Raw genomic sequence first — 26,517 nt, forward strand, 5'->3', positions numbered from 1 at the left:
GTGACGTGCTCCCGGCGGCAAATCGTGATGGAACACCCTCGCCGTGGCGGGGTTGTCAGTACCGATCAAGGAAGGATTCTCCATGGCCGACGACACCTTAAAGCCGATGACCGATCAAGATGTCGCGCCCGCGCTCGCCAATCCGGCCGGTGCGACCGACGATTTGCAGCCGCGCGATCCGCTGAATAGCGCCAGCGACAGCGCGCCCGGCAGCAGCGGGGCCACCGCCGACGGCGACTCAACCGGTGGCAACACCAGCCCGCGCCAGCTGATCAACGACAATGTCGTGAAGCTGAAGAGCGAAGCAGGCGACCGGGCGCGGACGCTGGCCGACCAGGGCAAGGTGAAGGCGACGGATGCGCTGGACCAGCTGGTGACGATGCTCAACGATGCCGCGCAGCAGGTCGATGAGAAGCTCGGCGCACAATATGGCCAATATGCCCGCTCCGCTGCCGAGCAGGTGCAGGGCCTGTCGTCGAAGCTGAACGATCGCAGCGTCGACGAACTGCTCGACGACGCACGCGAGGTGGTTCGCAAGAGCCCGGCGGCTGCGATCGGTGTCGCGGCCGCGGTTGGCTTCGTTGCCGCTCGCCTTCTGTCCTCGGGGCTCGACCAGCGCGACCAGGCGTGACCTTGATGACGGGGGAGCGGACGGACGAGGAAGCCGGCATCGGGCAGCTGGTGTCGCAACTGGCTGCCGATGCACGTGAAGCCGCGCAGGCCGAGATCGCGCTGGCGAAGGCGCGCGCCGCCTTCGCCGCGGATCGCTACAAATGGGCGGCGATCTACTTCGCTGTGGCCGGTGTATTGGCGCTCGCAGCGCTCATCGCCATGCTGGTGGGAATCATCCTCACGCTGGCGACCGTCATCGGCCCGGGCTGGGCCACTGCGGCGGTTGTTGCGGTCGTGCTGGCGATCGCCACGATCCTCGGTCTGATGGGCAAGGCGCAATTGTCGAAGAAGGTCGTCTCTTGAGCTCCGATCCCCAGGCATTGTCCGTTACGCTCGCCGAGCAGCGCGCCGCTGCCGCGCGTCAGCGATTGAGCCAGACCGCCAGCACACTGCAGGCGCGCCTGAACCCGAAGGTCGTTGCGCGCGACGCGGTGGAAAATCTTCAGGAGACCGGCGGGCGCGCGCTGCGCAACGGGGTCGCCACGGCGCGAGCAAACCCGGAAGCGCTGGTGTGGGCGGCCACGCTTGCGATCGGGTGGCTCGCACGGGACCGTATCGCCGGCCTTTTTGGCCGGCGACGCAAGCGCAAGCACGATCGCGAAACCCCCGCGCAACTAGCGCGTTCGATCCCTGGTGACTGGCCGGAAGCGGCCGAGAGGAACAACATATGACCGACGCGAACACGCAGACCAACAAGCAGGGCAGCAGCGCCGATCACAACGATTCGCTGCGCGAGCGTGCCACTCACGCCTACGAGAGCGCGCTGGAGCGCGCTGGCGAGACGGTCGAGACGTCTAAGGAAGGCGCCCGCGACGCAGCGCACAAGGCGACTGACTTCATCGAGGGCAACCCGCTCGGCGCGCTCGCCGGCGGCTTGGCATTGGGCGCCGTTGTCGGCGCGCTGCTGCCGCGCAGCGAGCGCGAGAAGAAGATCCTGGCGCCGGTGGGCAAGACGGTGAGTGCCGCGGCCGTAGCCGCCCTTGCAGCCGCCAAGGAGGCTGGTCGTGGCGAACTGGAAGAGCTGGGTCTGACCAAGGATGCTGCCCGGGGCCAGGCCAAGTCCCTGTTCCAGGGCGTTGTGAAGGCGGCATCGCACGCTGGCACGGCAGCGGCAGAGGCTGGCCGCGAACAGATCAAACCGGCGCACTGAGAGGGTTCAAACCCGGTCGCCTAGGGGATAAGGGAGCCGCCATGAGCAAGCTTCACCTCGTTTTCGGCGGCCGGGTTACCGACCCGCGCACGCTCGACTTCGCCGACCTCAAGTCCATCGACATCGTCGGCGTCTTTCCAGACTACGCATCGGCCGAGAAGGCCTGGCGCGCTGCTGCACAGCGGACCGTCGATGATGCGGAGATGAAATATGTGGTGGTGCACCTGCACCGTCTGCTCGAGCCGGAGCTGCTAAAGCCCGCCGGCTGAGCCGCCAACGCCCCCTCACCCCGATTCCCCTCGAGGCTGCGGACGCCTAGGCGCGTCCGCAGCCTTTTATTTGGCTCGTTGCGTGGCTCTGCGGGATGAACAGTCGGAGCGAACGCACGGGGGCTGCAACGCGCCGCTGCAGCCTCAGGCTCTATCCCGCCACGATCAGATGAATTCGATCTTGGACACCACGTAATAGCGGTCGCCGGCCGGCACCGACACCTCTACCTCGTCATCCACGCTGCGTCCGATCAGTGCGCGGCCCATGGGCGAATTGTAGCTGATCCGGCCCGACTTCGCATCCGCTTCGGTCTGGCCAACGATCTGGTACCTGATCGGCTTGTCATCTTCGTCGAGCAACGTGACGGTCGCGCCGAACACCACCTTGTCGCCCGACAGGTCGCGCGGATCGATGATCTGCGCGCGCGAAAGCTTGTCCTCGATGTCGGCGATCGTCGCCTCGATCTGGCCCTGACGCTCCTTGGCGGCATGATATTCGGCGTTTTCGGACAGGTCGCCATGGGCACGCGCTTCTTCGATCGCATCAACGATCTGCGGCCGTTCGATTTTCAGCCGTTTGAGCTCCGCAGTCAGCTTGTCGTAGCCTTCCTGCAGCATCGGCATCTTCTCGACGGTCGCCATGTGCGCGTCACCCTTCAATAAACCCGTCCCCGAGCGGCCTCCCTTAGCCGCTTCGCACCTCAAACAAATTGTCGGGGATTAGTTGTGCGACTGCGAATAATAGGCCTGCAACGGGCGTACTTCAAGGTTCTGCGACACGGTCGTGATCGCCTTCGCCGCCTGAATGCTTGCCTGGGCGGTGGTGAAGTACGGGATCTTCTGATTCACCGCCGAGGCACGGATCGGCTGCGAATCCTTCAGGCTCTGCCAGCCTTCCGTCGTGTTGAAGATCAGCGCGATGTCGCCATCCTTGATCCGGTCCACGATGTGCGGCCGGCCCTGCGCCACCTTGTTCACCACCTCGACCGGCAGGCCGGCGCGTTGCAGGTGATCCGCGGTGCCGCCGGTCGCGACGATGGTGAAGCCAGCGTCCACCAGTCCGCGGATCGCGGTCGTGATCGCCGCCTTGTCATTGTCCTTCACGCTGACGAACACCTTGCCGCCGCTCGGCAACACATTGCCCGCGGCGAGCTGCGACTTGGCGAAGGCGGTGGTGAAATCGCGATCGATTCCCATCACTTCGCCCGTAGACTTCATCTCCGGTGACAGGACCGGATCGATTCCGGGGAAGCGGTTGAACGGGAACACGGCTTCCTTCACCGCCACGTAATCGATGTTGCGGTCGATCGTGGGCAGGTCCTTCAGCTTCTCGCCCGCCATCACGCGCGCGGCGATCTTGGCGATCGGAGCACCAATCGCCTTGGCGACGAACGGCACCGTGCGGCTGGCGCGCGGGTTCACCTCGATCAGATAGACCTTGCCGTCCTTCACCGCGAATTGGATGTTCATCAGGCCGCGTACGCCAAGGCCATGCGCCAGCGCCTCAGCCTGACGCTCGATCTCGGCGATGATCTCGGCGGGCAGCGAATAAGGCGGGATCGAGCAGGCGCTGTCGCCCGAATGGACGCCGGCTTCCTCGATATGCTGCAGCACACCGGCGACCACGACATCGTCGCCGTCGCAGATCGCGTCCACGTCCACCTCGATCGCGTCACGCAGATACTGGTCGATCAGCACCGGGGCGTCGCCCGACACCTGAACCGCGGTCTGGATATAGTCCTCAAGCTGCTGCGGTCCGTCGACGATTTCCATCGCGCGGCCACCGAGCACGAAGCTCGGGCGCATCAGCACCGGATAGCCGACCCGCTCGGCGACGTTCAGCGCCTCTTCACGGCTGCGCGCGATGCCGTTGTTGGGCTGAAGCAGGCGCAGCTTGTCGACCAGCGCGGCGAACTGTTCGCGATCCTCCGCCAGATCGATGGCCGAGGGCGAGGTGCCGAGGATCGGGATCCCGGCCGCCTCGATCGCACGCGCCAGGTTCAGCGGCGTCTGGCCACCGAACTGGACGATGACCCCGACGAGCTCGCCCTTGGACTGCTCGACGTGCAGGATCTCCAGCACGTCCTCAGCCGTCAGTGGCTCGAAATACAGGCGATCCGACGTGTCATAATCGGTCGACACCGTCTCTGGGTTGCAATTGACCATGATCGTCTCGAACCCGGCATCCGCCAGCGCGAAACACGCGTGGCAGCAGCAGTAATCGAACTCGATCCCCTGCCCGATCCGGTTCGGCCCGCCGCCCAGGATCACGATCTTGCGGCGATCCGACGGCATCGCTTCGTTCTCGGCCTCACCAAAGGTGGGCGCCTCATAGGTCGAATACATGTAGGGCGTCTTCGCATCGAACTCTGCTGCGCAGGTGTCGATGCGCTTGAACACCGGGCGCACCCCAAGCTTGTGGCGATGCGCGCGCACCTCCTGCTCGGTGACGCCGCCGGTCATCGCCTTGACTGCCTCATGGATCAGGCCGGACCCTTGCGCGATGCCGCGACGCATGCCCCGCAGATTGGCCGACTGCAGCGCAAGCCACGCGAGACGCTTGTCGCTGAAGCCCATCGCCTTCAGCCGGCGCATGCCCGCCGCGTCGATCGGCAGGCCGTTGCGACACACTTCCTCCTCGGCGCGGACGATCTCCTCGATCCGCTCCAGGAACCAGGGATCGTATTTGGCGATCGCGTGCACCTCGGCGACGGTGAAGCCTTCGCGCAGCGCCTGTGCGGCGACCAGCAGGCGATCGGGCGAAGCGACGGCAAGCGCCGCCTCGATCTCGGCACGCGGTGCGCCGACCAGCCGCTCAACCCGGTCGAAGCCGCTGAGGCCGGTCTCCAGACCACGCAGCGCCTTCTGCATCGATTCGTGAATGTTGCGTCCGATCGCCATGACTTCGCCGACGCTCTTCATCGCAGTAGACAGAACCGCCTCGGCGCCCTTGAACTTCTCGAAGGCGAAGCGTGGGATCTTGGTGACGACATAGTCGATCGTCGGCTCGAAGCTTGCGGGCGTCGCGCCGGTGATGTCGTTCTCGATCTCGTCGAGCGTATAGCCCACCGCCAGCTTCGCCGCGACCTTGGCGATCGGAAAACCGGTGGCCTTCGACGCCAGCGCAGACGAGCGCGACACGCGCGGGTTCATCTCGATCACGATCAGGCGGCCATCCTTTGGATTGACCGCGAACTGTACGTTCGAACCGCCTGTTTCCACGCCGATTTCGCGCAGCACCGCAATGCTGGCGTTGCGCATGATCTGATATTCCTTGTCGGTCAGCGTCAGCGCAGGCGCGACAGTGATCGAGTCGCCCGTGTGGACGCCCATCGGATCGATATTCTCGATCGAGCAGATGATGATGCAATTGTCCGCACGGTCGCGGACCACCTCCATCTCATATTCCTTCCAGCCGAGCAGCGACTCCTCAATCAGCACCTCGGTGGTCGGCGACGCGTCGAGGCCCTTGCGGACGATCTCGAGGAACTCCTCACGGTTGTACGCGACGCCGCCGCCGGTGCCGCCCAGCGTGAAGCTCGGCCGGATAATGGCGGGGAGCCCGGTTTTCTCCAGCGCCTCCAGCGCCTCCGCCTCGGTATGCGCGACGGCCGAGCGGGCGCTTTCCAGCCCGATCTTGTCCATCGCGTTGCGGAACTTCTGCCGGTCCTCGGCCTTGTCGATCGCCTCTGCATCGGCGCCGATCATGGTGACGCCGAACTTCTCCAGCGTGCCGTCATGGAACAGCGCCAGCGCGGTGTTGAGCGCGGTCTGCCCGCCCATCGTGGGGAGCACTGCATCGGGCCGCTCCTTCTCGATGATCTTGGCCACGATCTCCGGCGTGATCGGCTCGACATAGGTGGCGTCGGCCAGTTCGGGATCGGTCATGATCGTGGCCGGGTTCGAATTGACCAGGACGATGCGATAGCCCTCTTCCTTGAGCGCCTTGATCGCCTGCGTGCCCGAATAATCGAACTCGCACGCCTGACCGATTACGATCGGCCCGGCGCCGATGACGAGGATGGAGGAGATGTCGGTGCGCTTGGGCATTATGTCTCTCTTGGTCCTTACTCGGCGGCCCCCGCCCCCGCGCCGATCGGCGTGAGGCTGGCTCCCGAAATCTTCTTCACTTCGGCGGCGATGCAGGCGGCGGCCTGTTCGGCCTCCGCAGCTGGCATGTCGCCCGGCAATTCCATCGTCACGTTCGAGGCCGATGTCGCCTTCAGCCGCGCTGTCGCCACCCCACATGTATTGGGGATGGAGGAAAGCCGCGCCTGCAACTGGTGCTGGTTCGCCGGCGCAGCCTGCGAACAGGCGGCCAAAGCGAGGGTCAGCACCGGGGCAGCAAGCTGGCCCCGCGTGATCAACGCAGCGAACCCACGAACCGTTCGAACAGGTAGAAGCTGTCTTGCGGCCCCGGGCTCGCCTCGGGGTGATATTGCACGCTGAACGCGGGCTTGTCGGTCAGCTCCAGTCCGGCATTGCTGCCATCGAACAGCGACACATGCGTCTCGCGAGCGTTCGCCGGAAGGCTTTCACGCTCCACCGAGAAGCCGTGGTTCATGCTGGTGATCTCGACCGCGCCGTCGGCGAGGCGCTTCACCGGATGGTTCGCGCCGCGGTGCCCCTGGAACATCTTGGTCGTGCGTGCCCCAACCGCGAGGCCGAGCAGCTGGTGGCCAAGGCAGATGCCGAATAGCGGCTTGCCGGTGTCGAGCAGCTTCTGGATCACCGGAACGGCATATTCGCCAGTCGCGGCGGGATCTCCCGGGCCATTCGACAGGAAGATGCCGTCGGGGTTAAGCGCCATGATCGTGTCGAAGTCGGCTTCCGCCGGCACCACCGATACCTTCGCGCCCGCCTGAACAAGGTTGCGGAAGATGTTGTGCTTGCTGCCGTAATCGATCGCCACGACGTGTGGGCGATCCTCACCCTCGGCGCCGTCATAACCGAAACCGATGCGCCAGATACCGCCGGCGCGATCCGCACCCCAGGTGCCGTGCGTTTCGCGGGTCACTTCCCTGGCGAGGTCCATGCCCTCGAGCCCCGGCCATTCGCGCGCCATCCTCAGCAGCAGATCGAGATCAAATCGGCCATCTGCGGCATGGGCGACGACACCATTCGGCGCACCCCCGGCCCGAATGCGCCGGGTCAGCGCGCGCGTGTCGATGCCGGCGAGGCCGATGCGCGCGTGCCGCTTCATCCAGACTTCGAGATTCTCGGCGGCGCGGAAGTTGGACGGTGCGGTCGGATCCTCGCGCACGATCATGCCCAGCGCATGCGGCTCATCCGCCTCGACGTCATCGGGGTTCGCACCGACATTGCCGATATGCGGAAAGGTGAAGGTGATGATCTGCCCAGCGAAGCTCGGGTCCGTCATGATTTCTTGATAGCCGGTCATCGCGGTGTGGAAGCACACCTCGCCAACGGCCTGTCCCTCGGCACCGAATCCACGGCCCCACAGCACATCGCCCGTTGCCAGAACGAGGACACCTGTGGCCGCATCGGGCTGAGGCGCGTGCGTGGGTATTGCGTCTGCCATGGTGGCGGGCACTCCTGGTAAGCGGCGATGTACGTTAAGTGGGGCGCGCTAAACTCGCCCCTCCGCCACGTCAATCTGATATGGCCTAAGGAACCATGATTCGAGACGATATCAAGCAAGCCCAGATCGCTGCCATGAAGGCCGGCGACAAGGAAACCCGCGCCGCGATCGGCCTGATCCAGGCCGCGATCAAGAATCGCGACATCGAAGCGCGCACCCAGTCCAACGCGCCGGACGACGACGCGCTGGTGGTCGAAGTGCTGCAGAAGATGAAGAAGCAGCGCACCGAGTCGATTCAGATGTTCCGCAGCGGCGGGCGAGAGGAACTGGCCAAGGCCGAAGAGGCCGAAGTGGCGGTGATCGACCGCTTCCTGCCCAAGCAGATGGACGAAGCGGAGACGACCGCCGCGATCGAGGCGATCAAGGCCGATATCGGCGCCGCCGGGATGAAGGACATGGGTCGGGTTATGGCCGAACTGAAGGCGCGCCACGGCACCGTGCTCGACATGTCCAAGGCGAGCGGCCTCGTGAAGGCGGCTCTGGCTTAACTCTGAACGCTCCTCCCGCTTGCGGGAGGGTTTTGGGAAGCGCATGTCTTCACGAGCAACACCATGTCGCTGACCCCCGCCTTTCTTGACGAGCTGCGCGCGCGCACGTCGCTGTCCGCGCTGATCGGCAAGACAACCAAGCTCACCAAGGCGGGGCGTGAGCACAAGGGCTGCTGCCCGTTTCATAACGAGAAGACGCCCAGCTTCTACGTCAACGACGACAAGGGCTTTTATCACTGCTTCGGCTGCTCGGCGCATGGCGATGCGATTCGCTGGATGACCGACCAGCGGGGCCTGCCCTTCATCGATGCGGTCAAGGAGCTGGCGCAGGCGGCGGGCATGGAGATGCCCGCCCCTGACAAGCGTGCCGCGGCGCGCGCCGAGAAGGCGAACTCGCTCCACGATGTGATGACCGCGGCGGCGGAGTGGTTTCGCCAGCAGCTCGACGGGATCGAGGGCGCCGCCGCGCGCGCCCTGCTCGACAAGCGCGGAATTTCGGATGCGACCCGGCGCAATTTCGGGTTCGGATTCGCGCCAGACGCCCGCGGCAAGCTGCGCGCGGCGCTGAAGCAATTTGGCGACGCCATGCTGATCGAGGCGGGATTGCTGATCAGCGTGGAGGGCAAGGAGCCCTATGACCGGTTCCGCGGTCGGCTGATGATCCCGATTCGCGATGCGCGCGGGCGCGTGATCGCCTTTGGCGGGCGGATCATCGGCGATGGCGAGCCGAAATATCTGAACTCCCCCGACACGCCGCTCTTCGACAAGGGGCGCACGCTCTACAACCTCGATCGCGCCCTGCCCGCCGCGCGCAAGGCGGACCGCGTGCTGGTAGTGGAGGGCTATATGGATGCGATTGCCCTTGCGCAGGCCGGGATCGGGGAAGTGGTCGCACCGCTCGGCACCGCGCTGACCGAGCATCAGCTGGAGCGGCTGTGGCGGATTGTCGATGTGCCGACGCTTTGCCTCGACGGGGACAATGCCGGGCAGAAGGCCGCGATCCGTGCCGCGCACCGGGCGATGCCGCTGCTCGCCCCCGGTCGCAGCCTCCAGTTCGTCACCTTGCCGGAGGGTCAGGATCCCGACGACCTGATCCGTGCCAAGGGCGCCGGCGCGTTCGAGGCGCTGGTGCGCGAGGCGACGCCGCTGGTCGACCGATTGTGGGCGCATGAAGTCGCGGCCGAGCCGCTCACCACGCCCGAGCAGCGCGCCGGCTTTCGCGCCCGCATGGCCGAACTCGCCAAGACCATCGGCGATCCGGTCGTACGGTCGGAGTATCAGGCAGAGTTCCGCCGTCGTTATGACGAGCAGTTCGGGCAAACCCGCCGCCCGTTCGAGCGCGGTCGCAGCTTTGAACCCCGGCAGCCATTCGTACCCAGACGGCCTGGACAGAAATGGACGCCCCCGCCCCTGCCCGTCACAGACGACGCCAAGGCGTTTCGTGCTGCCGGCATCGACCGGGTGCTGGCCAAGGCCGTGCTCGCCGGGCTGATCCGCCACCCGGCCGAAATCGCGCGCCATATGGAAGTGCTGGGATCGCTGCGCATGGCCGACGGCGCGCTTGGCCGATTGTTCGAGGCAGTGGTCGATGTTGCGCTTGAGGATCGGGAGCTTGATAGCGCCCGCCTCGTCACCATATTGCGGAACAGCGGTTTCGAAGCAGTCGCCCGTGACCTGCTGAGAGCAGATACAATGCCTTATTCCTTTACGCAGCCGACGGGGGATGCGTCGCGCGCCCGGGAAGACCTGGACGAAGCGATCGCGATCCTGGTGACGCAGCCTGAAGTGGATGCGGCACTGGCTGATGCAACGTCCGCCATGCAGGCGCGCTTCACCGACGAGGCGTTCCAGCGACAGGTGGCGTTGGTGAAAGAAAAACAGGCGCTGGAGCTTCGGCTTGCAAATCTCGTTCAGTCGAACGAAGACGCCCGCGCTTTTGATTCCGAGGACGATTGATGGCGAAGGTTAACGGTAGCGGTGCAGAAGACGGTGTTGAACTGGCTGATGCCCCGCTGATCGACCTGAACGACGCGGACGTCAAAAAGCTGATCGCTCGCGCCAAGAAGCGCGGGTACATCACCTATGATGAGCTGAACGCCGCCCTGCCGCAGGACCAGATGTCCAGCGACCAGCTCGAGGACGTGATGTCCGCGCTCAACGAAATGGGCGTCAACATCGTCGAGAACGAGGAAGCCGGCGAGGACGGCGACGAGCAGGAGCAGCCGGAGGACGAGGTCGAATCCGTCGACGTCGACCAGGGCACCGCGCCCGCCGTCGAGAAGAAGAAGGAAACGGTCGACCGCACCGATGATCCGGTGCGCATGTACCTGCGCGAGATGGGCGCCGTTGAGCTGCTCAGCCGCGAGGGCGAGATCGCGATCGCCAAGCGTATCGAAGCCGGCCGTGACACGATGATCATGGGCCTGTGCGAGTCGCCGATCACCTTCAATGCGATCATCGACTGGTCCACCCAGCTGAACGAAGGCACGATGCAGCTGCGCGAGATCATCGATCTCGACGCGATGCTGTCCAAGGGTCCGTCGGCCGAGCAGGTCGAGGGTGCCGAGGACGACAATGGCGAGATCAGCGAGAAGACCGCTGGCACCTCGTTCAAGGAAGAGGACGAGCCGGAGGAAGCATCGTCGGACGACGACGATGACATGACCGAGCGTCGTACGCCGCGCGCGTCGGACGAGGAAGAGGAGGACAATACCCTCAGCCTCGCGCAGATGGAGGAAACGCTCAAGCCGATGGCGCTTGAGAAGTTCGCCAACATCACGTCGATCTACAAGAAATTCTCGAAGATGCAGCAGGGCCGGCTCGACGCCATGGGCGGCGGGACCGAGCTGACCGCGGCGGACGAGCGCAAGTATCAGAAGCTGCGCGAGGAGCTGACGGCCGAGGTCGAGAGCGTCCAGTTCCACAACGCAAAGATCGAGTATCTGGTCGACCAGCTGTACAGCTACAACCGGCGTTTGACCGCGCTGGGCGGGCAGATGTTGCGACTGGCCGAGCGGCACAAGGTAAGCCGCAAGGACTTCCTCGATCGCTACATGGGTCATGAGCTCGACGACACGTTCCTGGCGACGGTGAACGGCCTCGACAAGAAGTGGACCGCCTTCGCCACCAACGAAGCGGCCGCCGTCGAGCGGATCCGCAGCGAAATCGCCGAGATCTCGCAGCAGACCGGCATGGCGCTCGGCGAGTTCCGCCGCATCGTGAACATGGTGCAGAAGGGCGAGCGCGAGGCGCGCATCGCCAAGAAGGAGATGGTTGAGGCGAACCTGCGCCTCGTGATCTCCATCGCGAAGAAGTACACCAACCGCGGCCTGCAGTTCCTGGATCTCATCCAGGAGGGCAACATCGGCCTGATGAAGGCGGTGGACAAGTTCGAGTATCGCCGGGGCTACAAGTTCTCCACCTACGCCACATGGTGGATCCGGCAGGCGATCACCCGCTCGATCGCGGACCAGGCGCGCACGATCCGTATCCCGGTCCACATGATCGAGACGATCAACAAGCTGGTTCGCACCAGCCGTCAGTTCCTGCACGAGCAGGGCCGCGAGCCGACCCCGGAGGAAATGGCCGAGCGCCTTTCCATGCCGCTGGAGAAGGTGCGCAAGGTTATGAAGATCGCCAAGGAGCCGATCTCCCTCGAAACGCCGATCGGCGACGAGGAAGACAGCCACCTGGGCGATTTCATCGAGGACAAGAACGCGGTGATCCCGGTGGACGCCGCGATTCAGGCGAACCTGAAGGAAACGGTCACCCGCGTCCTTGCCAGCCTCACGCCGCGTGAGGAGCGCGTGCTTCGCATGCGCTTTGGCATCGGCATGAACACCGACCACACGCTGGAGGAAGTCGGCCAGCAGTTCAGCGTGACGCGCGAACGCATCCGCCAGATCGAGGCCAAGGCGCTTCGCAAGCTGAAGCACCCGAGCCGAAGCCGCAAGATGCGCAGCTTCCTCGACCAGTGAGGATCCAGCGGGCGGGAAGAGCGATCTTCCCGCCCGTTCTGTTTGCAGCCCCGATGGCCCACTGCGCTACGATCATCGGCACGGAAATGCAGCCAACGTTGATCGATGGCGCTTAACCGCGTCTTTACCTTGTTTTGCGATCCTCCGGCGCAACTCGTCGGAAGGTATGTTTTGGTGACTCCCAACGCGGGCTTTGCATCGACCCGTCACGCGCTTGACGCCATCGTGGCGGCAGACGGTACAGCGGGTTGCGCCCATGTCGCCGCGCTGGTCGATGGCGATGGCGCCGTGCGCGACCTGGCTGATGCAGTCCATGCGCTCTGCGCGCTACATGGCAGCGCGCCCAGCCTCGTCGAGCGCGCAATACATGCGAATGGCGCGGCGCCGCTCCGCGACTGGTTGCGCGTTGCTGCGATCGGCTTCGATGAGGAGCGGCACCTGCTAGCCGCGCTGACGGCCGCGATCGGCCCACGCCCGTCCACGCCGCGCGCGGCGCAGGCGGAGGCGGCCCTCACTGGCCAGCACCATGCCCTGACTACCCTCGCTTCGTCTGAACGGGCGGGCTGCGCGGTGGGAGCTGCTCTTGCCTTGCTGCTCGACTGGCACGCGATCAGGAACGTGCTGGGCGTCGCGGCCTGTTGCGCGGAAATGGTGTTGCTGCCCGCGGCTATTCCGCCGCAGGAGGACATCATCGCGGCCGCCGCGACGATCGCTCAGAAGCCGGCGCCTGCTCGCGCGCTGTCGTTCGGCGCGCAGCAGCTGGCGCTCCAGCATCGCGGCCTGTGGCAGTTGCTGGCCGCGCGGATGGAGGCACGCAACGCGCTTTGACCGCGCAGCACGGCAAGCGTCTTGCACCCGCCCGAAAATTCCCGCATCGCCATACCCGATAGTCGAACAAGACGGGATGAGGGCATGAAGCGCTTCGAGGGCACGCAGAGCTACGTCGCAACCGATGATTTGAAGGTTGCGGTCAACGCGGCCGTGGCGCTTCGCCGGCCGCTGCTCGTGAAGGGCGAGCCGGGCACCGGAAAAACCGTCCTTGCCTATGAAATCGCGAAGGCGACCGGCGCACCCCTGATCGAGTGGAACGTGAAATCCACCACCAAGGCGCAGCAGGGCCTGTATGAATATGACGCGGTGGCGCGCCTGCGTGATGGCCAGCTCGGCGACGAGCGGGTTCACGACATCTCCAACTACATCCGCAAGGGCAAGCTGTGGGAAGCGTTCACCGCGCCCCAGCTTCCGGTGTTGCTGATCGACGAGATCGACAAGGCGGACATCGAATTCCCGAACGATCTTCTGCAAGAACTCGATCGCATGGAATTCCATGTCTACGAGACGAAGGAAACCGTACGCGCGGTCGAGCGCCCGATCGTGGTGATCACGTCCAACAATGAGAAGGAACTGCCCGACGCATTCCTGCGCCGCTGCTTCTTCCATTATATCAAATTTCCTGATCGCGAGACGATGCAGGCGATCATCGACGTACACTTCCCCGGCATCCAGCGGATGCTGGTGTCGAAGGCACTCGACATCTTCTACGACGTCCGCGACGTTCCGGGCCTGAAGAAGAAGCCGTCGACCAGCGAGCTCCTCGACTGGCTGAAGCTGCTGCTGCACGAGGACATGCCGCTCGAGGTGCTGCAGAACCGCGACCCGACCAAGGCGATCCCGCCACTGCACGGCGCGCTGCTGAAGAACGAACAGGATGTTATGCTGTTCGAACGGCTTGCCTTCATGGCCAAGCGCCAGGCGAACAAGGGCTGAGGAGGTTCGCCCCGCCGGACCGGCGGGGCGGCCGCTCTTCCATCAGACCCGTCGCGCAATTTCCGGATAGGCACCCGCGTTTGGGGTCGCTACGCCAGCCTGTGTCCCTGATCCTGTCGATCGCCGCAACGGCGGCCTCCCCGGCCCTTGGCGCGGGATCCCTCCCGCTTTCCCCTTCGGTCGAGTCTGGCGCGCCGGTAATGTCCCCGGCGGCGCAGCCTCAGGGCGTGTTCGTTCTGGCGCCCGATGCTGAAAGCCGCTGGGTGCCGTTCGATTTCACGCCGGGGAACCAGCTGCGTTTCTCGCTCACGATCGATGGCCGTCCGGCAACCGCAATCCTCGACACCGGCGTCAGCTATTCGGTTTTGTCGCGCCGCTTTGCCGACGCAGCCGCGCTCAAGGTCATGGCGGGCGGCAGTGCGACCGCCATCGGTGGTTTGGTGCCGATCGGCTGGGCGGCGACCCGGGACGTGAGCTTTGGCGCGCTGACGCGGCAGGGTGGCGGCCTTGCCGTGGCGACGCTGCCGGCGCTGGCAACCGGCAGTACCGAGCCGGTCGACCTTCTCGTCGGACGTGACCTCACCGCGCGCTATGCGCTCGACATCCACTTCGAGGCGCGCCGTTTCCGACTGCTACCAAGCGGACGATTGCCGTTCCGCGGCCGGGCCGCGCCGCTCTCCATCTCGCGTGATCGGATGGTCTATGTCAGCCAAGCCACGCTGGGCGCCACGCACCTGCGGCCGATGATCGTCGATACGGGGGATGGATCATCGATAACGGTAACCTCGCCAGGCTGGCAGGCGGCTGCGATCGACAATGTGCGCACGACGACGACGATTTCCTTCGGTCTGGCGGGCACCGTCACCAGCACGATCGGCATCGTGCCGAGCCTGCGGATCGGCGAGTTGGTCGCGCGCAACGTCGAGGTGCGTATCGAGCCGCCGCGCGGGTTTTCAGAGTCGATCGATGCCGCCGGCCGGATCGGGACGGGATTTCTGCAGAACTATCGCGTCCTGCTGGACCCGGGCGCTGGCCGCATGATCCTGTCGCCCGGCCGCAAGGCTGATTTGCCGCCACTGCGCTCCACCAGCGGGCTGCTGTTCGGGATCGACCGCGATCGTCTGCGTGTGCTGCACGTCATGCGCGGCAGCCCGGCGGCGGAATCCGGATGGCAGGAGGGCGACATGATTTGCCGCATCGACGGGCAGCCTGTCCCGCGCAACTATGGCACCCTGCCGCTCACGACCTGGTCCGCGGGCAAGCCGGGACGAACCGTCGCCTTGGGCCTGTGCGATGGACGCGAGCGAATGCTGACGCTGCGCGAATTCTATTGAGGCGCGGGGATCACTGCCGGAACGCGCGGTTGAATTGATCCACCAGCGGTTTGAGCAGGTAGGACATCAGCGAACGTCGTCCAGTCTGCATATAGGCCTCCACCGGCATGCCGACCTTCAGCTTCAGATTGCCGAGCTTCTGCACCTCCGACTCCGGCACCCGCAGCCGGGCTTCAAAGAAGGTCGCGCCGGTGCGCTCGTCACTCTTTCGATCCGCGCCAATGTAGAACAATTCGCCCGTCAGCTCTGGCGTCGACTGGGCGCTGAATGCGGCAAAACGGAGAACGGCGGGCTGGCCGATATGAAGTTGGTCGATGTCCGTCGGGCTGACCGCCATGTCGACAATCAACGGCTCACGATCGGGCACGATCTCCATGATCGTCTGGGCGGGTGGCACGACGCCCCCCACGGTCTGGAACGCCAGGTTGTTGACCACGCCGTCATAAGGCGCGCGAAGCAGCGATCGCTCGGACGCATCGCTGGCGGCGATGGAGCGGACGCGCTGGTCGCCAAGCTGGGACATGACGACGGCAAGCTCCTGGCCGGCCTGGACGCGGGCATTGCGCTCTGCTTCGACGGCTGATTGCCGCAGTTCGGCAATGCGCGCCCGCTTTTCGGCGATCCGCGCGCGCAGCGAGGCTATTGTTCCGTTCAGCTCGGCGGCGGTGCGCTCCAGCTGGTTGACCCGTGCAACCGTCACGAGCTGACGTGCGTACAGGCCGCGCAGCGCCTCCAGCTCCGGGGTGAGAAAGGTGCGCTGGTTCTCCGCGCCCTGCAACTGGGCGCTTGTCGCTGCGACGTCCTGTTGCGCTTGGACGATCCGCTCCCGGATCGCCTCCTGCTCCGTCAGGCGAAGCGAGCGACGCGCGGCGAACTGGCGACCAGCCTCATCCTTGGCTGCGAGCGCGGTGGGCGTATTCGCCGTGGCGAGAGCCGGCGGAAAGCGGATGGACGCGTCACCGTCGCGTTCCGCGATCAGCCGGGCCTGCGAGGCGAGCAATTGCTCCAGCGACTGGCCAAGCGACGCTGCGCTGTCGCCGCTGACGCGATTGTCGAAGCGCATGATCGGCTGGCCCTTGCGGACGCGGTCGCCCTCGCGGACATACAGCTGGGCCACCACCCCGCCGGATGGATGCGCTACCTGCTTGACGCTGGATTCGACCGACAGCTTGCCGTTGCCCATCACCGCCCCGGTTACCCGGATCACCGAGGCCATGAGCGCGACGACAACCACCAGCAGCGCCGCCAGGATCATCGCGTGACGCACGCTGCGGTCGAGCGCGCGCTGCGGGTCGTCCAGATGTAGCGGGGGACCGGCAAGGTTGAACGTGAGGTTGGACATGGTCACTCCCGGTCGCCAACGACGGGATCAGCCACCCGTGGCTCGGCATATACGGACGTCTGGGCAAGGCGTTCGGCATCCCGCCGCTGACGCTCGGCCATGCGGGCGCGGACATCTTCCTTGGTGCCAAAATCAGCCATGCCGCCCTTGCGAAGGACGAGCACCAGATTGGCGCTGTCGATGATGGCGGCCGAGTCCCCGACCACGATCGCGATCCCGCCGCGCTCCTGCACGTCAGCGAGACAGCGGCGTAGTGCAGCATTGCCCTCCCCATCCTGGAAGGCGCTAGGGTTGTCGAGCAGGAGGAGGAACGGGTCCCCGTACAGCGCGCGTGCAAGCGCAATGCGATGCTGCACCGACAGCGCCGGCGCGGGCGCATCGTGCTGCGCAAGCTCCGTATCGTAACCATTCGGCAGGCGGACGATCGCATCGTGAGCGCCAGCTGCCAACGCGGCGCGCGTGACCAAAGCGGGGTCGGCCGCCTGATCAAATCGGGCGATATTGGCAGCCACCGTCCCGGGCATCAGCTCGGGCATGGTGGGCAGATAGCCTATGTGGGACGAACGAGCGTCGTCATCCCATTGGTCCAGCGTGGCGCCATCGAGCCTTACGGTGCCAGCAACCGCACGCACCTGCCCTGCCAGCATCTTCAGCAGCACGGACTTGCCGCAATTCGCCGGGCCGATGACGGCCACCACGTCCCCCGCCTGCGCGGCGAAACTGACCTCCTGCAACATGATCCGCCGCGTACCATGTACCGGCAGGGCAGCGTTGCTCACCTCAAGGCGGCGCACGGGCGGCGGGAGGGGAACGAGCGCGCGGGGTGCCTCGATTGTGTTGACGCTCTCCTCGAAGGCGCCCCACGCCTGCCTGGCGGCGCTCAGCACTGCCAGATGACTCGCCAGACGATGCAGCGTCCAGAAGATCAGCGTCGCCAGCAACATGGTTGCCGCGAAGGCGCCGTGGCTCGCCGCATCGGAGGCCATCAGCCAAGTGGCGGCTGCGGCCGTCGCCGCCAGGAACAGCGTAGCGGTCAGACCGACCAGTCGCACGGCATCCCCCTCGTGCCAGCTGGCAAGCTGCTCCGCCGACGCAACCTGACGCCGATGGCGAGCATCGGATGCGCTGGCGTGCTGCCCCGCCCCAAGCAAGGCGAGAAGGGCTCCGCGTGGCTGGCCCAGCGCCGCCTCGACGTCGCGCAGCCTGTAGGCCGATCGCGCGGCATCGCGGTCGCGCGCCAGCTTTCCAGCGGATGGTGCGAGGACGAGGAGGATCACGATCGCGCCAGCGAGCGGCACCAGCGCGACGGGCCCGCCGACAAGCGCCAGAACGATCAGCGCCACGGGTATGCACGCGGTATCGATCAGCGCTGGTACCGCTGGCCCAACCAGGGCTTTACGTATCGGATCGAGGCGCTCCGTCATTCCGCCCGCCTGATCATAAGCGGCAGCAAGATGAGCGAACAGCCGATGGCGCGTGGCGAGAAGAACCGTGTGGAGAACGACAAGGGCGGCCGCGAGGGTGAGCAGGCCCACAATCGTGCTGCCGCTCCGCCCGGGAAGCGCGATGTCGATCAGCAGCATCAGATACAGAGCATAGCCGACCGGCAGCAACGACAAGGCAAGCCCAAGGATCGCGATACCCGGTATCGCCTTGCGTTTCGCCAGCGCCACACGCTCGTGAGCAGACCGATTGCTGATCGTGTCGGCTGCCGTCAGCTGTATCATGCGCCCTGCCCTTCCAGAGAGCGCCGGTGCTCGGGCGTTGAGCCTGCACCGCGCGATCGCGAGGTGAATCCACGCAGGGAAGGGACGCCGCGCATGCGCGACGCCCCTGTCTCTTGCGGCACGACGAGCCTGATCAGCTCGACAGCTCTTGGGTGAACGCCGCATAGCCATTGCTGATACGCAGCGTCTGGGTCGAACCGTTGCCGGTTTCGAAGTTGATGATCAGCAGGTCATAGGCCGCGTTGCCGCTGTACGTGATACGGCCGCCCGACGCTTCATAGGCTGCTGCCAGCCCCTCGAAGCTGGTGATGATCGCCGAGTCCCCGTTGGCAAAGCCGTTCAGACCCGGCGCGTCGGTGTCGAATAAGCCATTGTATTCACCGAATACCAGCTTGTCGCCCTGCGCGAAATTCAGATCATAGATCGAGTCCACATCGGACGCGCCACCGACCTGGTTGCCGAAGAAGCGGAACTGATCGGCACCAGCGCCGCCGTACAGTTGGTCATTGCCCGCGCCGCCGACCAGAATGTCGTCGCCACGGCCGCCGCGCAGCACGTCGTCCCCGCCCTTGCCGGCAAGAGTCGTGTCATTGCGCGTAGCAGAAATATCATCCCTGTTTTCTGTTCCCGAAACATAGTCTGCCATCGTACCCTCCTAGCAAAGAAGCCATTGGGCGTGTGTTGCCCCCAATATTCGGAACGACTCCGATCATTGGCGGGCCTTTTTCAGCACGACGGACAGGGTGCTGATAGTTGAGATGGCGCAGAAATGGAGGGATAGTACGTCACCGTCCTTGCCCCTTCCCAGTACGAACAGTGACATTTTTCACATCAAGCACTTTGCGCGTCCATAGAGACTTGCGATAGATTAGTCCGTTTTGGACCATATGCCACGGCGCGCCCCTCCTTCATGAGCAGGACGTGATCGATCGCCGCCAGGATGGAGGGACGGTGCGCTACCACGATGACAACCGCGCCCCGGGCCGTGGCCGCGCCGACTGCCTCGACAAGCGCGGCCTCTCCGACCGGGTCGAGATTGGCGTTCGGCTCATCCAGCAGGATCAGGAACGGATCTCCATGGAGAGCGCGGGCCAAGGCAATCCGCTGCCGCTGGCCACCCGACAGCCGGCGCCCGTCGGTTCCCACGTCGGTGTTATATCCGTCAGGCAGTTGCTGGATCATTTCGTCGACACCGGCCTGCTGGGCAGCGGCAATGATCGTATCCACCGATGCTGCGGGGTCGAAGCGGGCGATGTTCTGCGCCACGGTGCCCGGGAGCAGTTCCACATTCTGCGGCAGAAATCCGATCTCCCGTCCCAGCAGATCGCGCGGCCATTGCGTCATGGTTGCGCCATCCAACCGCACCTCTCCAGCGAGCGGCGGCAAAGTGCCGGCGATGCCGCGAAGCAAGGTGGACTTCCCTGCCCCGCTCGCCCCCATGATCGCGATTGCCTCTCCCGCATAGGCGACGAACGAGACGTGGCGCACGGTTGGCTCGCTCGCGCCGGGAGGGACCAAGGTCAGGGCATCGACGGACAAAGTGCTGCCCGGGGGCGGCAGCGGCTGTACGGCGCGTGCCTCCCCGCCAAATGCCATGACGTCGCCCAGCCGCTGCCAGCTTTGCCGCGCGCCGACAAACCCGCGCCAATTGGCGATAGCGAGTTCGATCGGGGCGAGCGCGCGGGCGGACAGGATCGAGCTGGCGAAGATCACGCCGCCGCTCGCCTTTTCGCTGAGCACCAGCAACGCGCCCACGGTCAGCACCACCGACTGGAGGAAGATGCGGAAGATCCGTCCCGACGTGACGAGGACGCTGCTCTTGCCGCCAAGCCGCACCTGCGCCTGCCGATAGGATCCGTTGGCGGCACGCCAGCGGGCGCCCATCTGGCCCTGCATACCCATGGCGTAGAGCGTCTCCGCGTGTCGTTGGCTCGTCTCAATGGCCTGTTGGCGATCGCGGTTCAGCCGCACCAACTGCGCGGTGGCCGAATTGCTGATCCACTCCGTCGCGACGGTGAGCGCGATGAGCACGATAGCGCCCGCCAGCACGGTGGCGCCGAGCCAGGGATGCAGAAGGAAAAGGATACCAACGAAGAAGAACACCCATGGAAGATCGACCAGCGCGGTCGGCCCGCTCCCGCCGAGGAACTGGCGAACCTGATCGACGTCGCGCACCGGCTGACCTGAGTCCCTCGCCGGATTGAGGCGCGCAAGCGTGACCGCCAGATCATGCGCCTTCAACTCCAGCGCCGCGTCGACATTGCTGGCGAGATGCACCAGCACATGCCCGCGCAGGGCGTCCAGCATCCCTTGGAAGACGTAGGCCGCGATGACCATCATCAGCAGGCCGAAGAGGGTGGGAAGGCTGCGTCCCGGCAGCACGAAATCGTAGACCAGCATCATGTAGATCGAGCCGGCGAGCAGCAGCACGTTGAGCACTGCGCTGCTCAGCACGATGCCGATCAGCGCGCGGCGAAGCACGGGCGCGAGGGGCGAAAGGCGCGAATCACTAAGCAGCCCACCTGACCGGAGCATCGTGGCCGTACGCCTCCTCATCGCGCGCACCCGTCCGAAATGGTGCTCATTACTGATCCGAGGGACAGCCGCGGCCATCCTTTCCGCCCTATGGTAACCAGCCGTACCCCGCGGCGCGCAGACTAACGGTGCCATTTCGGACGGGTCTCCGCGCAGCGAAGCGGCGGTGGGCGGTATGACGCGGCATGAACCAGCCGCTGCCGCCCCGACCGGCGTGGCCGCGCAGTCCGGGAACTACGCTTGTGCATCAGCTTCGCACCGCCTTGGACGCCGATCTCTCGCCCGCCCCTGTCAGCAAGGGACGTCGGGCTGGAACGGGCACGGACACCGAGCCGCGGCCACTGAAGCTGGCGCTGTGCGCCTCCGGCGGCGGACATGTGCGGCAAATCCTGGATCTGGAGCCCGTCTGGCGCGCGCACGACTTCTTCTTCGTGACTGAGGATCTCGCATTAGGGCGCTCCATCGGCGCACAACATCGGACGATGTACGTTGCGCATTGCGCGCTTGGTCAGGCGCGGCTCGGCGCCCCGTTCCGCATGATCGCGGCCGCGGTGCGCAACCTCTGCCAATCGCTGCGGATCGTCCTGCGCGAGCGGCCCGACGCCGTGCTCACCACGGGCGCGGGGTCCATGTTCTTCATGCTGCTGTTTGCGCGCATGGCAGGCGCGCGCATTATCCTGATCGACAGCTTCGCCAGGTTCACCGCGCCATCCGTCTTCGCGCGGATCGCCGGACCACTCGCGCATGTGCGCATTGCCCAGTCACACGCATCGGCGGAGGGCTGGGGCGCGCAGGTGGTCTTCGATCCTCTGCGCCTGATCGATGACGAGCGCCCCGCGAAGGAGCCGATCGTGTTCGCGACGGTCGGCGCGACCTTGCCGTTCGATCGGCTGGTGACCCTCGTCACGGCGGCGAAGAGGGACGGGCTGTTGCCAGAGCATGTGATCCTGCAGGTGGGCGATACCAGCGCCCGACCTGACGCGATCGAGGAGGTGCATGAGGCAATTCCCTTCCCCGCGGTGCAAGGCATCCTCCAGCGCGCGGATATCGTGATCTGCCACGGCGGCACCGGTTCGCTGATCACCGCCCTTCAACAAGGGTGTCGTGTCATTGCCGTCCCGCGCCTGTTCGCGTTGGGCGAACATTATGATGATCACCAGCTGGAAATTTGCACCGCCTTTGCCGCGCGCGGGTTGATCGAAGTGGTGGATGCAAAGCAGGATCTGGCCACTGCCCTGTCCCGCGTTCGCGCGCGCCCTGCCAGGATGGCAACCACCGATACAGCCCCTCTGCAGGCGCATCTGGACATGTTGCTCACCGGGTGGTCGCGGGAACGACGCGGGGTGAGTGGAAAATCAGTGGAGCAAGGCTTCAGCGGCGGTCCGCAAGTGCGCCGAGCGTCGCGCGGGTAGCCGCGGTCGTGGCACGCGCCACGGCGACGGCATCGCGGCCAAGACCGCGCCACTGGCCGCGCATCAAGCGTCCGGCGGTGGCGACGCTGACAGCGAGCGGCACGACGCAAAGCACGCCCATTACCACGAGTGGCTTGGCGACGATCGAAGACATCGGCGCGCCTTGGGGGCCTTCCCTCCCTTGCTCCGTGCCAGTGTCCATCTGCGTCCTCGCTGTTGTGCCGGAGCCATGCAGCGGCAATGAAAGGAGCGCAATCCGGGTGATAGCGGTGGGCAGAGGTGCGGCGTCGGTCGTCGGGCTTCTCTCCGTCCGGGGAGCAGCCATTACATCTGCTGCCTTCGGGTGATTTCCCGCTCGTTCCGCGATCGCGGCCAGCCTGATTCCGGTAATAGCGCCCTCGGCTATCCGGTTGCGATCACGAGAGAAAACCGCGCGTCGCGGCGAGATCGCGCAGTTCTTCATGGCGGCCAGGCGCGGCCCGTTCCATGCGCGCTTCGAAGGCGCTGACCAGCGCTTCGCCGGCCTTGGCCGGGGTGCCGGCGTCGAAGGGGGGTGCGGGGTTGTATTCGAGGCCGAGCTGGACGCCGCGGGCATGGTCTTCGCCGCGCAGCAGGGCGGTCAGTGTCAGAGCGAAATCGATGCCGGCAGTGACGCCGCCGCCGGTCGCCCGGTTGCGGTCGACGACGACGCGTTCGGCGACGGGCGTGGCGCCGAACAGGGCGAGCTGGTCGCGCCAGGCCCAGTGCGAGGTGGCACGATAGCCGCGGAGCAGACCGGCCGCGCCGAGGATCATCGATCCGGTGCAGACGCTGGTAACCCATTGCGCAGACGCGCCAATTTGTTCGACCCACGCCATTGCGGCGTCATCCGCGATGACCTGATTGACGCCGATCCCGCCGGGTATGCAGAGGATGTCCGCGGTCGGCACGTCGGCGAAGGTGGCGGTCGGGAGGATCGAGAAACCGGCGTCGGTGGGGACCGGGTCCAGCGTCTTCCAGACGAGGTCGAGACGGGCATCGCCGCCGAGTCGGGAGAGCACCTGGGCGGGGCCGGTGAGGTCGAGTTGGGTGACGTTGGGGAACAGCAGAAATGCGACGCGCAACGGGCCTCTCCTATCCTGATCCGGCCGGAATGCCGGGTGATGAACGGCCGCCATCGTCGTGCCGGCGGCCTGTTTGCGTGACGCCTTTGGAGACAATTGGCCGCGTTCGGCCGCACCCCGGCCAGATGCGATCAGAAGGGATCGAGGTTCGGATTGGCGCCCTGTTCGCGGGCCTGGGCCTCGCGCTTCGACCGGCGGGCGTTCTGGACGAAACAGCCGGTCGCGCCGCCCGCGCCGACCGTGCTGCACGAGCCGACCCCGACCGCGCCGACGTCCTGGTTGCCCTTTTCACGCGCCGCCCAGCTTTCGTTCTCCGGCGTCACCTCGAGCGTGCGCACTTCCTGCGGGATGCGGAACTGCTCCTGCGCGCTGCGGCGCTGGCAGACGACGATTTCCTCGCCATTGCTGTTCGTCGGGCAGCGTTCGTTGCCGTAGAGAACGAGCACGCCATTGACCGGGGCGCCACGCGCGGTTTCGGTCGAGACGGTCTGGCGGCTGGCGCGCGGCGCGCCGGGCAGTGCCACCGGCTTCGACGGCGGGGGTACGATCACGACCTTGGGCGGCGACGCGGGCGCGCCATCGACCGGCGCCGTCTGTACCGTCTGGGCCGCCAGCGGGCTGGCGATCAGCAGGGCCAGCACCGACGTTCCGATCAATCGCATCGCTCCAACTCTCCTTCAGATCCGCTTGGCGGTGGCGATCGCCGCGCGGCAGCCGAGGCGGATTACCGCCGACAGCAGCGGATAGGCCGGCGCATCCTCCGCGCCGCTGGCCAGCGCCTTGTCGCGATGTTCCAGCTCCTCCGCCTGGAATTCGGCGATCGCGTCGCTGAGTTCGGGATCGTCCGTGCCAAGCTCAACCAGCTGCTCGGCATAATGTTTGTCGATCTCCGTCTCGACCGCCGCGGTGCAGGCCATCGCGGCCTCCGGCCCGATCGCGGCCGTGACCGCGCCCAGCGCAAAGCCGGCGACATCCCAGAACGGCTGGAACAAGGTCGGCCGCACGCCGCGCTCGGCGATCAGCCGGTCGAAGAACTGCCGATGGCGTTCCTCCTGCAGCGCCATGCCCGCGATCTCGCGCGCGGCGGGCGAGCGGTGGCCCATGATGGCGAGCTGCCCGGCGTAAATGCGCGTCGCGCCGAATTCACCGGCCTGATCGACGCGGATCATCGCCTTGGTATCGCGCCGGCGATCACCGGGTTTCCAGTTCATCGTGCCTTTCCAATCAAGACGCCGATCACCGCGGCTCCACCGAGCGACAGGATGGCATTGTACCCAGCCAGGGAAACGCCGAACAACGTCCATTGTGCCGCGTCGCACCGCACGACCGGCGCAGCGAGGATCCGGCGGAGCATCTCGTCAGTCGACACGCCCTCCCCCCCGGCCATCGTCGAGCAGGCGGTGATGCCGGGCCACCAATGATATTCGACGCCGGCGTGGAACACGCCGATGAGGCCGGAGAGCGCGATCAGCAGCGCGGCCACCGCCGTCATCGTCACCTTGCTGGAGCGACCCGGCACGATGAACGCGAACGCCGCGCAGACGACTGCGGCATAATGCGGCCAGCGTTGCCAGTGACACATCTCGCACGGGGCCAGCCCGCCGATCAGTTGCGATCCCCAGGCACCCGCCAGCAGCAACAATGGCAAAAGCAGCGCGATCAGACGCGCGCGTGTCTGCGACTGGGTCACTTCGCCGCAACATCCTTCTTCATCGATGCCGTGACGGCGGCGACCTGCGGCGGGCCGCCGAGCCGCGCGATCGTCTTCAGCGCGTACCAGAGCTGGAAGTCCTCCACGCCCTGCTTCTTCAGTTCGTCCGGCGTCGCCGAGAAGCGCGGATCGTCCTTCGTATCTTCCTCGAGGATCTTGTCGTCGGCCTTCACCTCATTGATGAGGTGGCGGCGAAGATCCGCCTCGCGGAATACCGGGCGCGACTTGTAGTCGGGGTCGCTGATCTGCGGCACGGCGATATCGGGTTCAATGCCCCCTTCCTGCACCGAGCGGCCCGATGGGGTGTAATAACGCGCGGTGGTGAGGCGCAGCGCCGTCGTCGGCCCGATCTGAAGCAGCGTCTGCACCGAGCCCTTGCCGAAGGTACGTTCGCCCATGACGAGGCCGCGGTGATGATCCTGGATCGCGCCGGCGACGATTTCCGAGGCCGATGCGGTACCGCTGTCGGTGAGCACGATGATCGGCAGGCCGTGCGCCATGTCGCCGGGCTTGGCGTAATAACGCTCGATATCGCCCTTCTCACGGCCGCGCTGCGACACGACCTCGCCGCCCTCGAGGAAGACGTCGGCGACCTCGATCGCCTGGGTCAGCAGCCCGCCACCGTTGGAGCGCAGGTCGACGACATAGCCGAGCGGGCGGCGGCCGAGCGCCTTTTCGATCGCGACCATCGCGGCGCGGGTGTCGGCGCCAGTGGTTTCGGAGAAGGTGTTGATGTTGAGATAGCCGACATCGCCCTTCACTTCCCATTTGACCGGGCGCTGGACGATCAGCTCGCGCGTCAGCGTCAGCTCCATCGGCTTGTCGCGGCCGGGGCGGACGATGGTGATCGCCAGCTTCGAGCCCGGCTTGCCACGCATCTGGGCCACCGCCTCATCAAGCGAGCCGCCGTAGATCAGCTTGCCATCAATGTGGGTGATATAGTCGCCGGCCTTGATCCCGGCGCGCCACGCGGGCGAATCCTCCTGCGGGGCGATGACCTTCACCGCGCCATCCTCCAGCGAGACGGTAAGGCCAAGGCCGCCGTAATTCCCCTCGGTCGCGATGCGCAGATTTTCGTAATCGGCCGCGTCGACATAGCCCGAATGCGGATCAAGCGAGGCGAGCATGCCGTCGATCGCGCCCTTGATCAGCTGCGCATCGGTGACCTTGTCGACATAGTCCGCCTTGACGCGATTATACACGTCCATGAAGCGTTCCATCTCGCGATAGGCGCTGGCATCCACCGCCGCCATCGCCCCCGTGGTCACGGGTGCGAGCGCCAGCGTCGCGACCAGGGCAGTGGCGGAAAGCAGCGGGAACTTCATAGGTGTGCGTCCTAGGGCGTACCGGATCGACAGGCTTTAGCGGCTTTCACGCCGGCGAGCAAAGCACGCCGGCAGCTTAATGGAGGCTGAGCATCGCGCGGCA

At 65.7% G+C, this 26,517-nt stretch carries 26 protein-coding genes; 12 read left to right on the forward strand and 14 right to left on the reverse strand.

The features are described from left to right. Positions 1-82: 82 nt before the first annotated feature. From L8F96_RS03115 to L8F96_RS03135, 5 genes are read left to right on the forward strand one after another with little or no spacing between them, the layout of a single operon-like run. Positions 83-631, forward strand: a complete 549-nt coding sequence (locus L8F96_RS03115) for a hypothetical protein (RefSeq protein ID WP_125945520.1) — start codon at positions 83-85, stop codon at positions 629-631. A gap of 5 nt (positions 632-636) precedes the next feature. After that, entirely contained in the window at positions 637-975 is a 339-nt protein-coding gene (locus L8F96_RS03120; protein ID WP_136451854.1) for a phage holin family protein, read from the forward strand. Continuing rightward, positions 972-1,343 carry a DUF3618 domain-containing protein gene (locus L8F96_RS03125; RefSeq protein ID WP_046408525.1) on the forward strand — a complete coding sequence of 124 codons (372 nt, stop codon included), beginning with the start codon at positions 972-974 and terminating at the stop codon, positions 1,341-1,343. Before L8F96_RS03120 ends, L8F96_RS03125 begins: the two co-directional genes overlap by 4 nt. After that, a complete protein-coding gene (locus tag L8F96_RS03130) occupies positions 1,340-1,822 on the forward strand; it encodes a hypothetical protein (RefSeq protein ID WP_334655025.1) in 483 nt (160 codons plus the stop codon). Before L8F96_RS03125 ends, L8F96_RS03130 begins: the two co-directional genes overlap by 4 nt. Positions 1,823-1,863: 41 nt before the next feature. Continuing rightward, complete coding sequence (locus tag L8F96_RS03135) at positions 1,864-2,091, forward strand: DUF4170 domain-containing protein (protein ID WP_046408523.1); 228 nt, start codon at positions 1,864-1,866, stop codon at positions 2,089-2,091. Between the two features lie 165 nt (positions 2,092-2,256). On the opposite strand, the gene greA is transcribed toward L8F96_RS03135, so the two are convergent. The 4 genes from greA to carA all read right to left on the reverse strand — a co-directional run bounded on the left by greA (position 2,257) and on the right by carA (position 7,633). Next, positions 2,257-2,733: a transcription elongation factor GreA gene (greA, locus tag L8F96_RS03140; RefSeq protein ID WP_046408521.1), complete on the reverse strand. Its 477-nt coding sequence runs from the start codon at positions 2,731-2,733 to the stop codon at positions 2,257-2,259. Between the two features lie 78 nt (positions 2,734-2,811). Continuing rightward, complete coding sequence (gene carB, locus L8F96_RS03145) at positions 2,812-6,141, reverse strand: carbamoyl-phosphate synthase large subunit (protein WP_334655026.1); 3,330 nt, start codon at positions 6,139-6,141, stop codon at positions 2,812-2,814. A gap of 17 nt (positions 6,142-6,158) precedes the next feature. Then, positions 6,159-6,458 (reverse strand): hypothetical protein, encoded by a 300-nt coding sequence (locus L8F96_RS03150; RefSeq protein WP_046408517.1) that lies wholly within the window; start codon positions 6,456-6,458, stop codon positions 6,159-6,161. Beyond that, the gene (gene carA / locus L8F96_RS03155; RefSeq protein WP_334655027.1) at positions 6,455-7,633 is read right to left on the reverse strand and encodes a glutamine-hydrolyzing carbamoyl-phosphate synthase small subunit; all 1,179 of its coding nucleotides are present in this window, start codon (positions 7,631-7,633) and stop codon (positions 6,455-6,457) included. Before carA ends, L8F96_RS03150 begins: the two co-directional genes overlap by 4 nt. A 95-nt stretch (positions 7,634-7,728) precedes the next feature. Between carA and L8F96_RS03160 the strand changes: the two genes are divergently transcribed. From L8F96_RS03160 to L8F96_RS03185, 6 genes are all read left to right on the forward strand, one after another. Then, positions 7,729-8,181 carry a GatB/YqeY domain-containing protein gene (locus tag L8F96_RS03160; protein WP_334655029.1) on the forward strand — a complete coding sequence of 151 codons (453 nt, stop codon included), beginning with the start codon at positions 7,729-7,731 and terminating at the stop codon, positions 8,179-8,181. Positions 8,182-8,244: 63 nt separating this feature from the next. After that, the gene (gene dnaG, locus L8F96_RS03165) at positions 8,245-10,137 is read left to right on the forward strand and encodes a DNA primase (RefSeq protein WP_334655031.1); all 1,893 of its coding nucleotides are present in this window, start codon (positions 8,245-8,247) and stop codon (positions 10,135-10,137) included. Continuing rightward, positions 10,137-12,158 carry an RNA polymerase sigma factor RpoD gene (rpoD, locus tag L8F96_RS03170; RefSeq protein ID WP_046408511.1) on the forward strand — a complete coding sequence of 674 codons (2,022 nt, stop codon included), beginning with the start codon at positions 10,137-10,139 and terminating at the stop codon, positions 12,156-12,158. Before dnaG ends, rpoD begins: the two co-directional genes overlap by 1 nt. A 174-nt stretch (positions 12,159-12,332) precedes the next feature. Then, entirely contained in the window at positions 12,333-12,986 is a 654-nt protein-coding gene (locus L8F96_RS03175; protein ID WP_145118439.1) for a DUF6975 family protein, read from the forward strand. Between the two features lie 84 nt (positions 12,987-13,070). Then, complete coding sequence (locus L8F96_RS03180; RefSeq protein WP_046408507.1) at positions 13,071-13,925, forward strand: AAA family ATPase; 855 nt, start codon at positions 13,071-13,073, stop codon at positions 13,923-13,925. 200 nt (positions 13,926-14,125) lie between these two features. Further along, positions 14,126-15,259: an aspartyl protease family protein gene (locus L8F96_RS03185; protein ID WP_334655035.1), complete on the forward strand. Its 1,134-nt coding sequence runs from the start codon at positions 14,126-14,128 to the stop codon at positions 15,257-15,259. 10 nt (positions 15,260-15,269) lie between these two features. Here the strand turns inward: L8F96_RS03185 and L8F96_RS03190 are convergent, their stop codons facing one another. From L8F96_RS03190 to L8F96_RS03205, 4 genes are all read right to left on the reverse strand, one after another. Next, positions 15,270-16,601, reverse strand: a complete 1,332-nt coding sequence (locus L8F96_RS03190) for an HlyD family type I secretion periplasmic adaptor subunit (protein ID WP_334655037.1) — start codon at positions 16,599-16,601, stop codon at positions 15,270-15,272. A gap of 2 nt (positions 16,602-16,603) precedes the next feature. Beyond that, positions 16,604-18,328, reverse strand: a complete 1,725-nt coding sequence (locus L8F96_RS03195; protein WP_334655039.1) for an ATP-binding cassette domain-containing protein — start codon at positions 18,326-18,328, stop codon at positions 16,604-16,606. Between the two features lie 133 nt (positions 18,329-18,461). Beyond that, positions 18,462-18,974 (reverse strand): calcium-binding protein, encoded by a 513-nt coding sequence (locus tag L8F96_RS03200; protein ID WP_082102827.1) that lies wholly within the window; start codon positions 18,972-18,974, stop codon positions 18,462-18,464. Positions 18,975-19,159: 185 nt separating this feature from the next. Further along, positions 19,160-20,884, reverse strand: coding sequence for a type I secretion system permease/ATPase (locus tag L8F96_RS03205; RefSeq protein WP_334655042.1), 1,725 nt, complete (start codon positions 20,882-20,884; stop codon positions 19,160-19,162). Positions 20,885-21,126: 242 nt separating this feature from the next. Here L8F96_RS03205 and welK point away from each other — a divergent pair, with 242 nt between their 5' ends. Then, on the forward strand, positions 21,127-22,275 hold the full coding sequence (gene welK, locus L8F96_RS03210) for a beta-1,4-glucuronosyltransferase WelK (protein ID WP_334655044.1): 1,149 nt from the start codon (positions 21,127-21,129) through the stop codon (positions 22,273-22,275). On the opposite strand, the gene L8F96_RS03215 is transcribed toward welK, so the two are convergent. From L8F96_RS03215 to L8F96_RS03240, 6 genes are all read right to left on the reverse strand, one after another. Beyond that, positions 22,235-22,429 carry a hypothetical protein gene (locus tag L8F96_RS03215; protein WP_296219822.1) on the reverse strand — a complete coding sequence of 65 codons (195 nt, stop codon included), beginning with the start codon at positions 22,427-22,429 and terminating at the stop codon, positions 22,235-22,237. The genes welK and L8F96_RS03215 overlap by 41 nt on opposite strands. A 262-nt stretch (positions 22,430-22,691) precedes the next feature. Next, entirely contained in the window at positions 22,692-23,432 is a 741-nt protein-coding gene (locus tag L8F96_RS03220) for a DJ-1/PfpI family protein (RefSeq protein ID WP_334655047.1), read from the reverse strand. Positions 23,433-23,509: 77 nt separating this feature from the next. Then, the gene (locus L8F96_RS03225) at positions 23,510-24,040 is read right to left on the reverse strand and encodes a hypothetical protein (RefSeq protein ID WP_052742482.1); all 531 of its coding nucleotides are present in this window, start codon (positions 24,038-24,040) and stop codon (positions 23,510-23,512) included. A gap of 15 nt (positions 24,041-24,055) precedes the next feature. Then, the gene (locus tag L8F96_RS03230; RefSeq protein ID WP_125945505.1) at positions 24,056-24,589 is read right to left on the reverse strand and encodes a demethoxyubiquinone hydroxylase family protein; all 534 of its coding nucleotides are present in this window, start codon (positions 24,587-24,589) and stop codon (positions 24,056-24,058) included. Further along, on the reverse strand, positions 24,586-25,068 hold the full coding sequence (locus L8F96_RS03235; protein WP_046408494.1) for a disulfide bond formation protein B: 483 nt from the start codon (positions 25,066-25,068) through the stop codon (positions 24,586-24,588). Before L8F96_RS03235 ends, L8F96_RS03230 begins: the two co-directional genes overlap by 4 nt. After that, positions 25,065-26,414 carry a S41 family peptidase gene (locus L8F96_RS03240; RefSeq protein ID WP_046408492.1) on the reverse strand — a complete coding sequence of 450 codons (1,350 nt, stop codon included), beginning with the start codon at positions 26,412-26,414 and terminating at the stop codon, positions 25,065-25,067. The genes L8F96_RS03235 and L8F96_RS03240 overlap by 4 nt, the downstream gene beginning before the upstream one ends. Between the last annotated feature and the right edge of the window lie 103 nt (positions 26,415-26,517).

This window comes from Sphingomonas panaciterrae, assembly GCF_036890205.1.
GTDB lineage: Bacteria > Pseudomonadota > Alphaproteobacteria > Sphingomonadales > Sphingomonadaceae > Sphingomonas > Sphingomonas panaciterrae.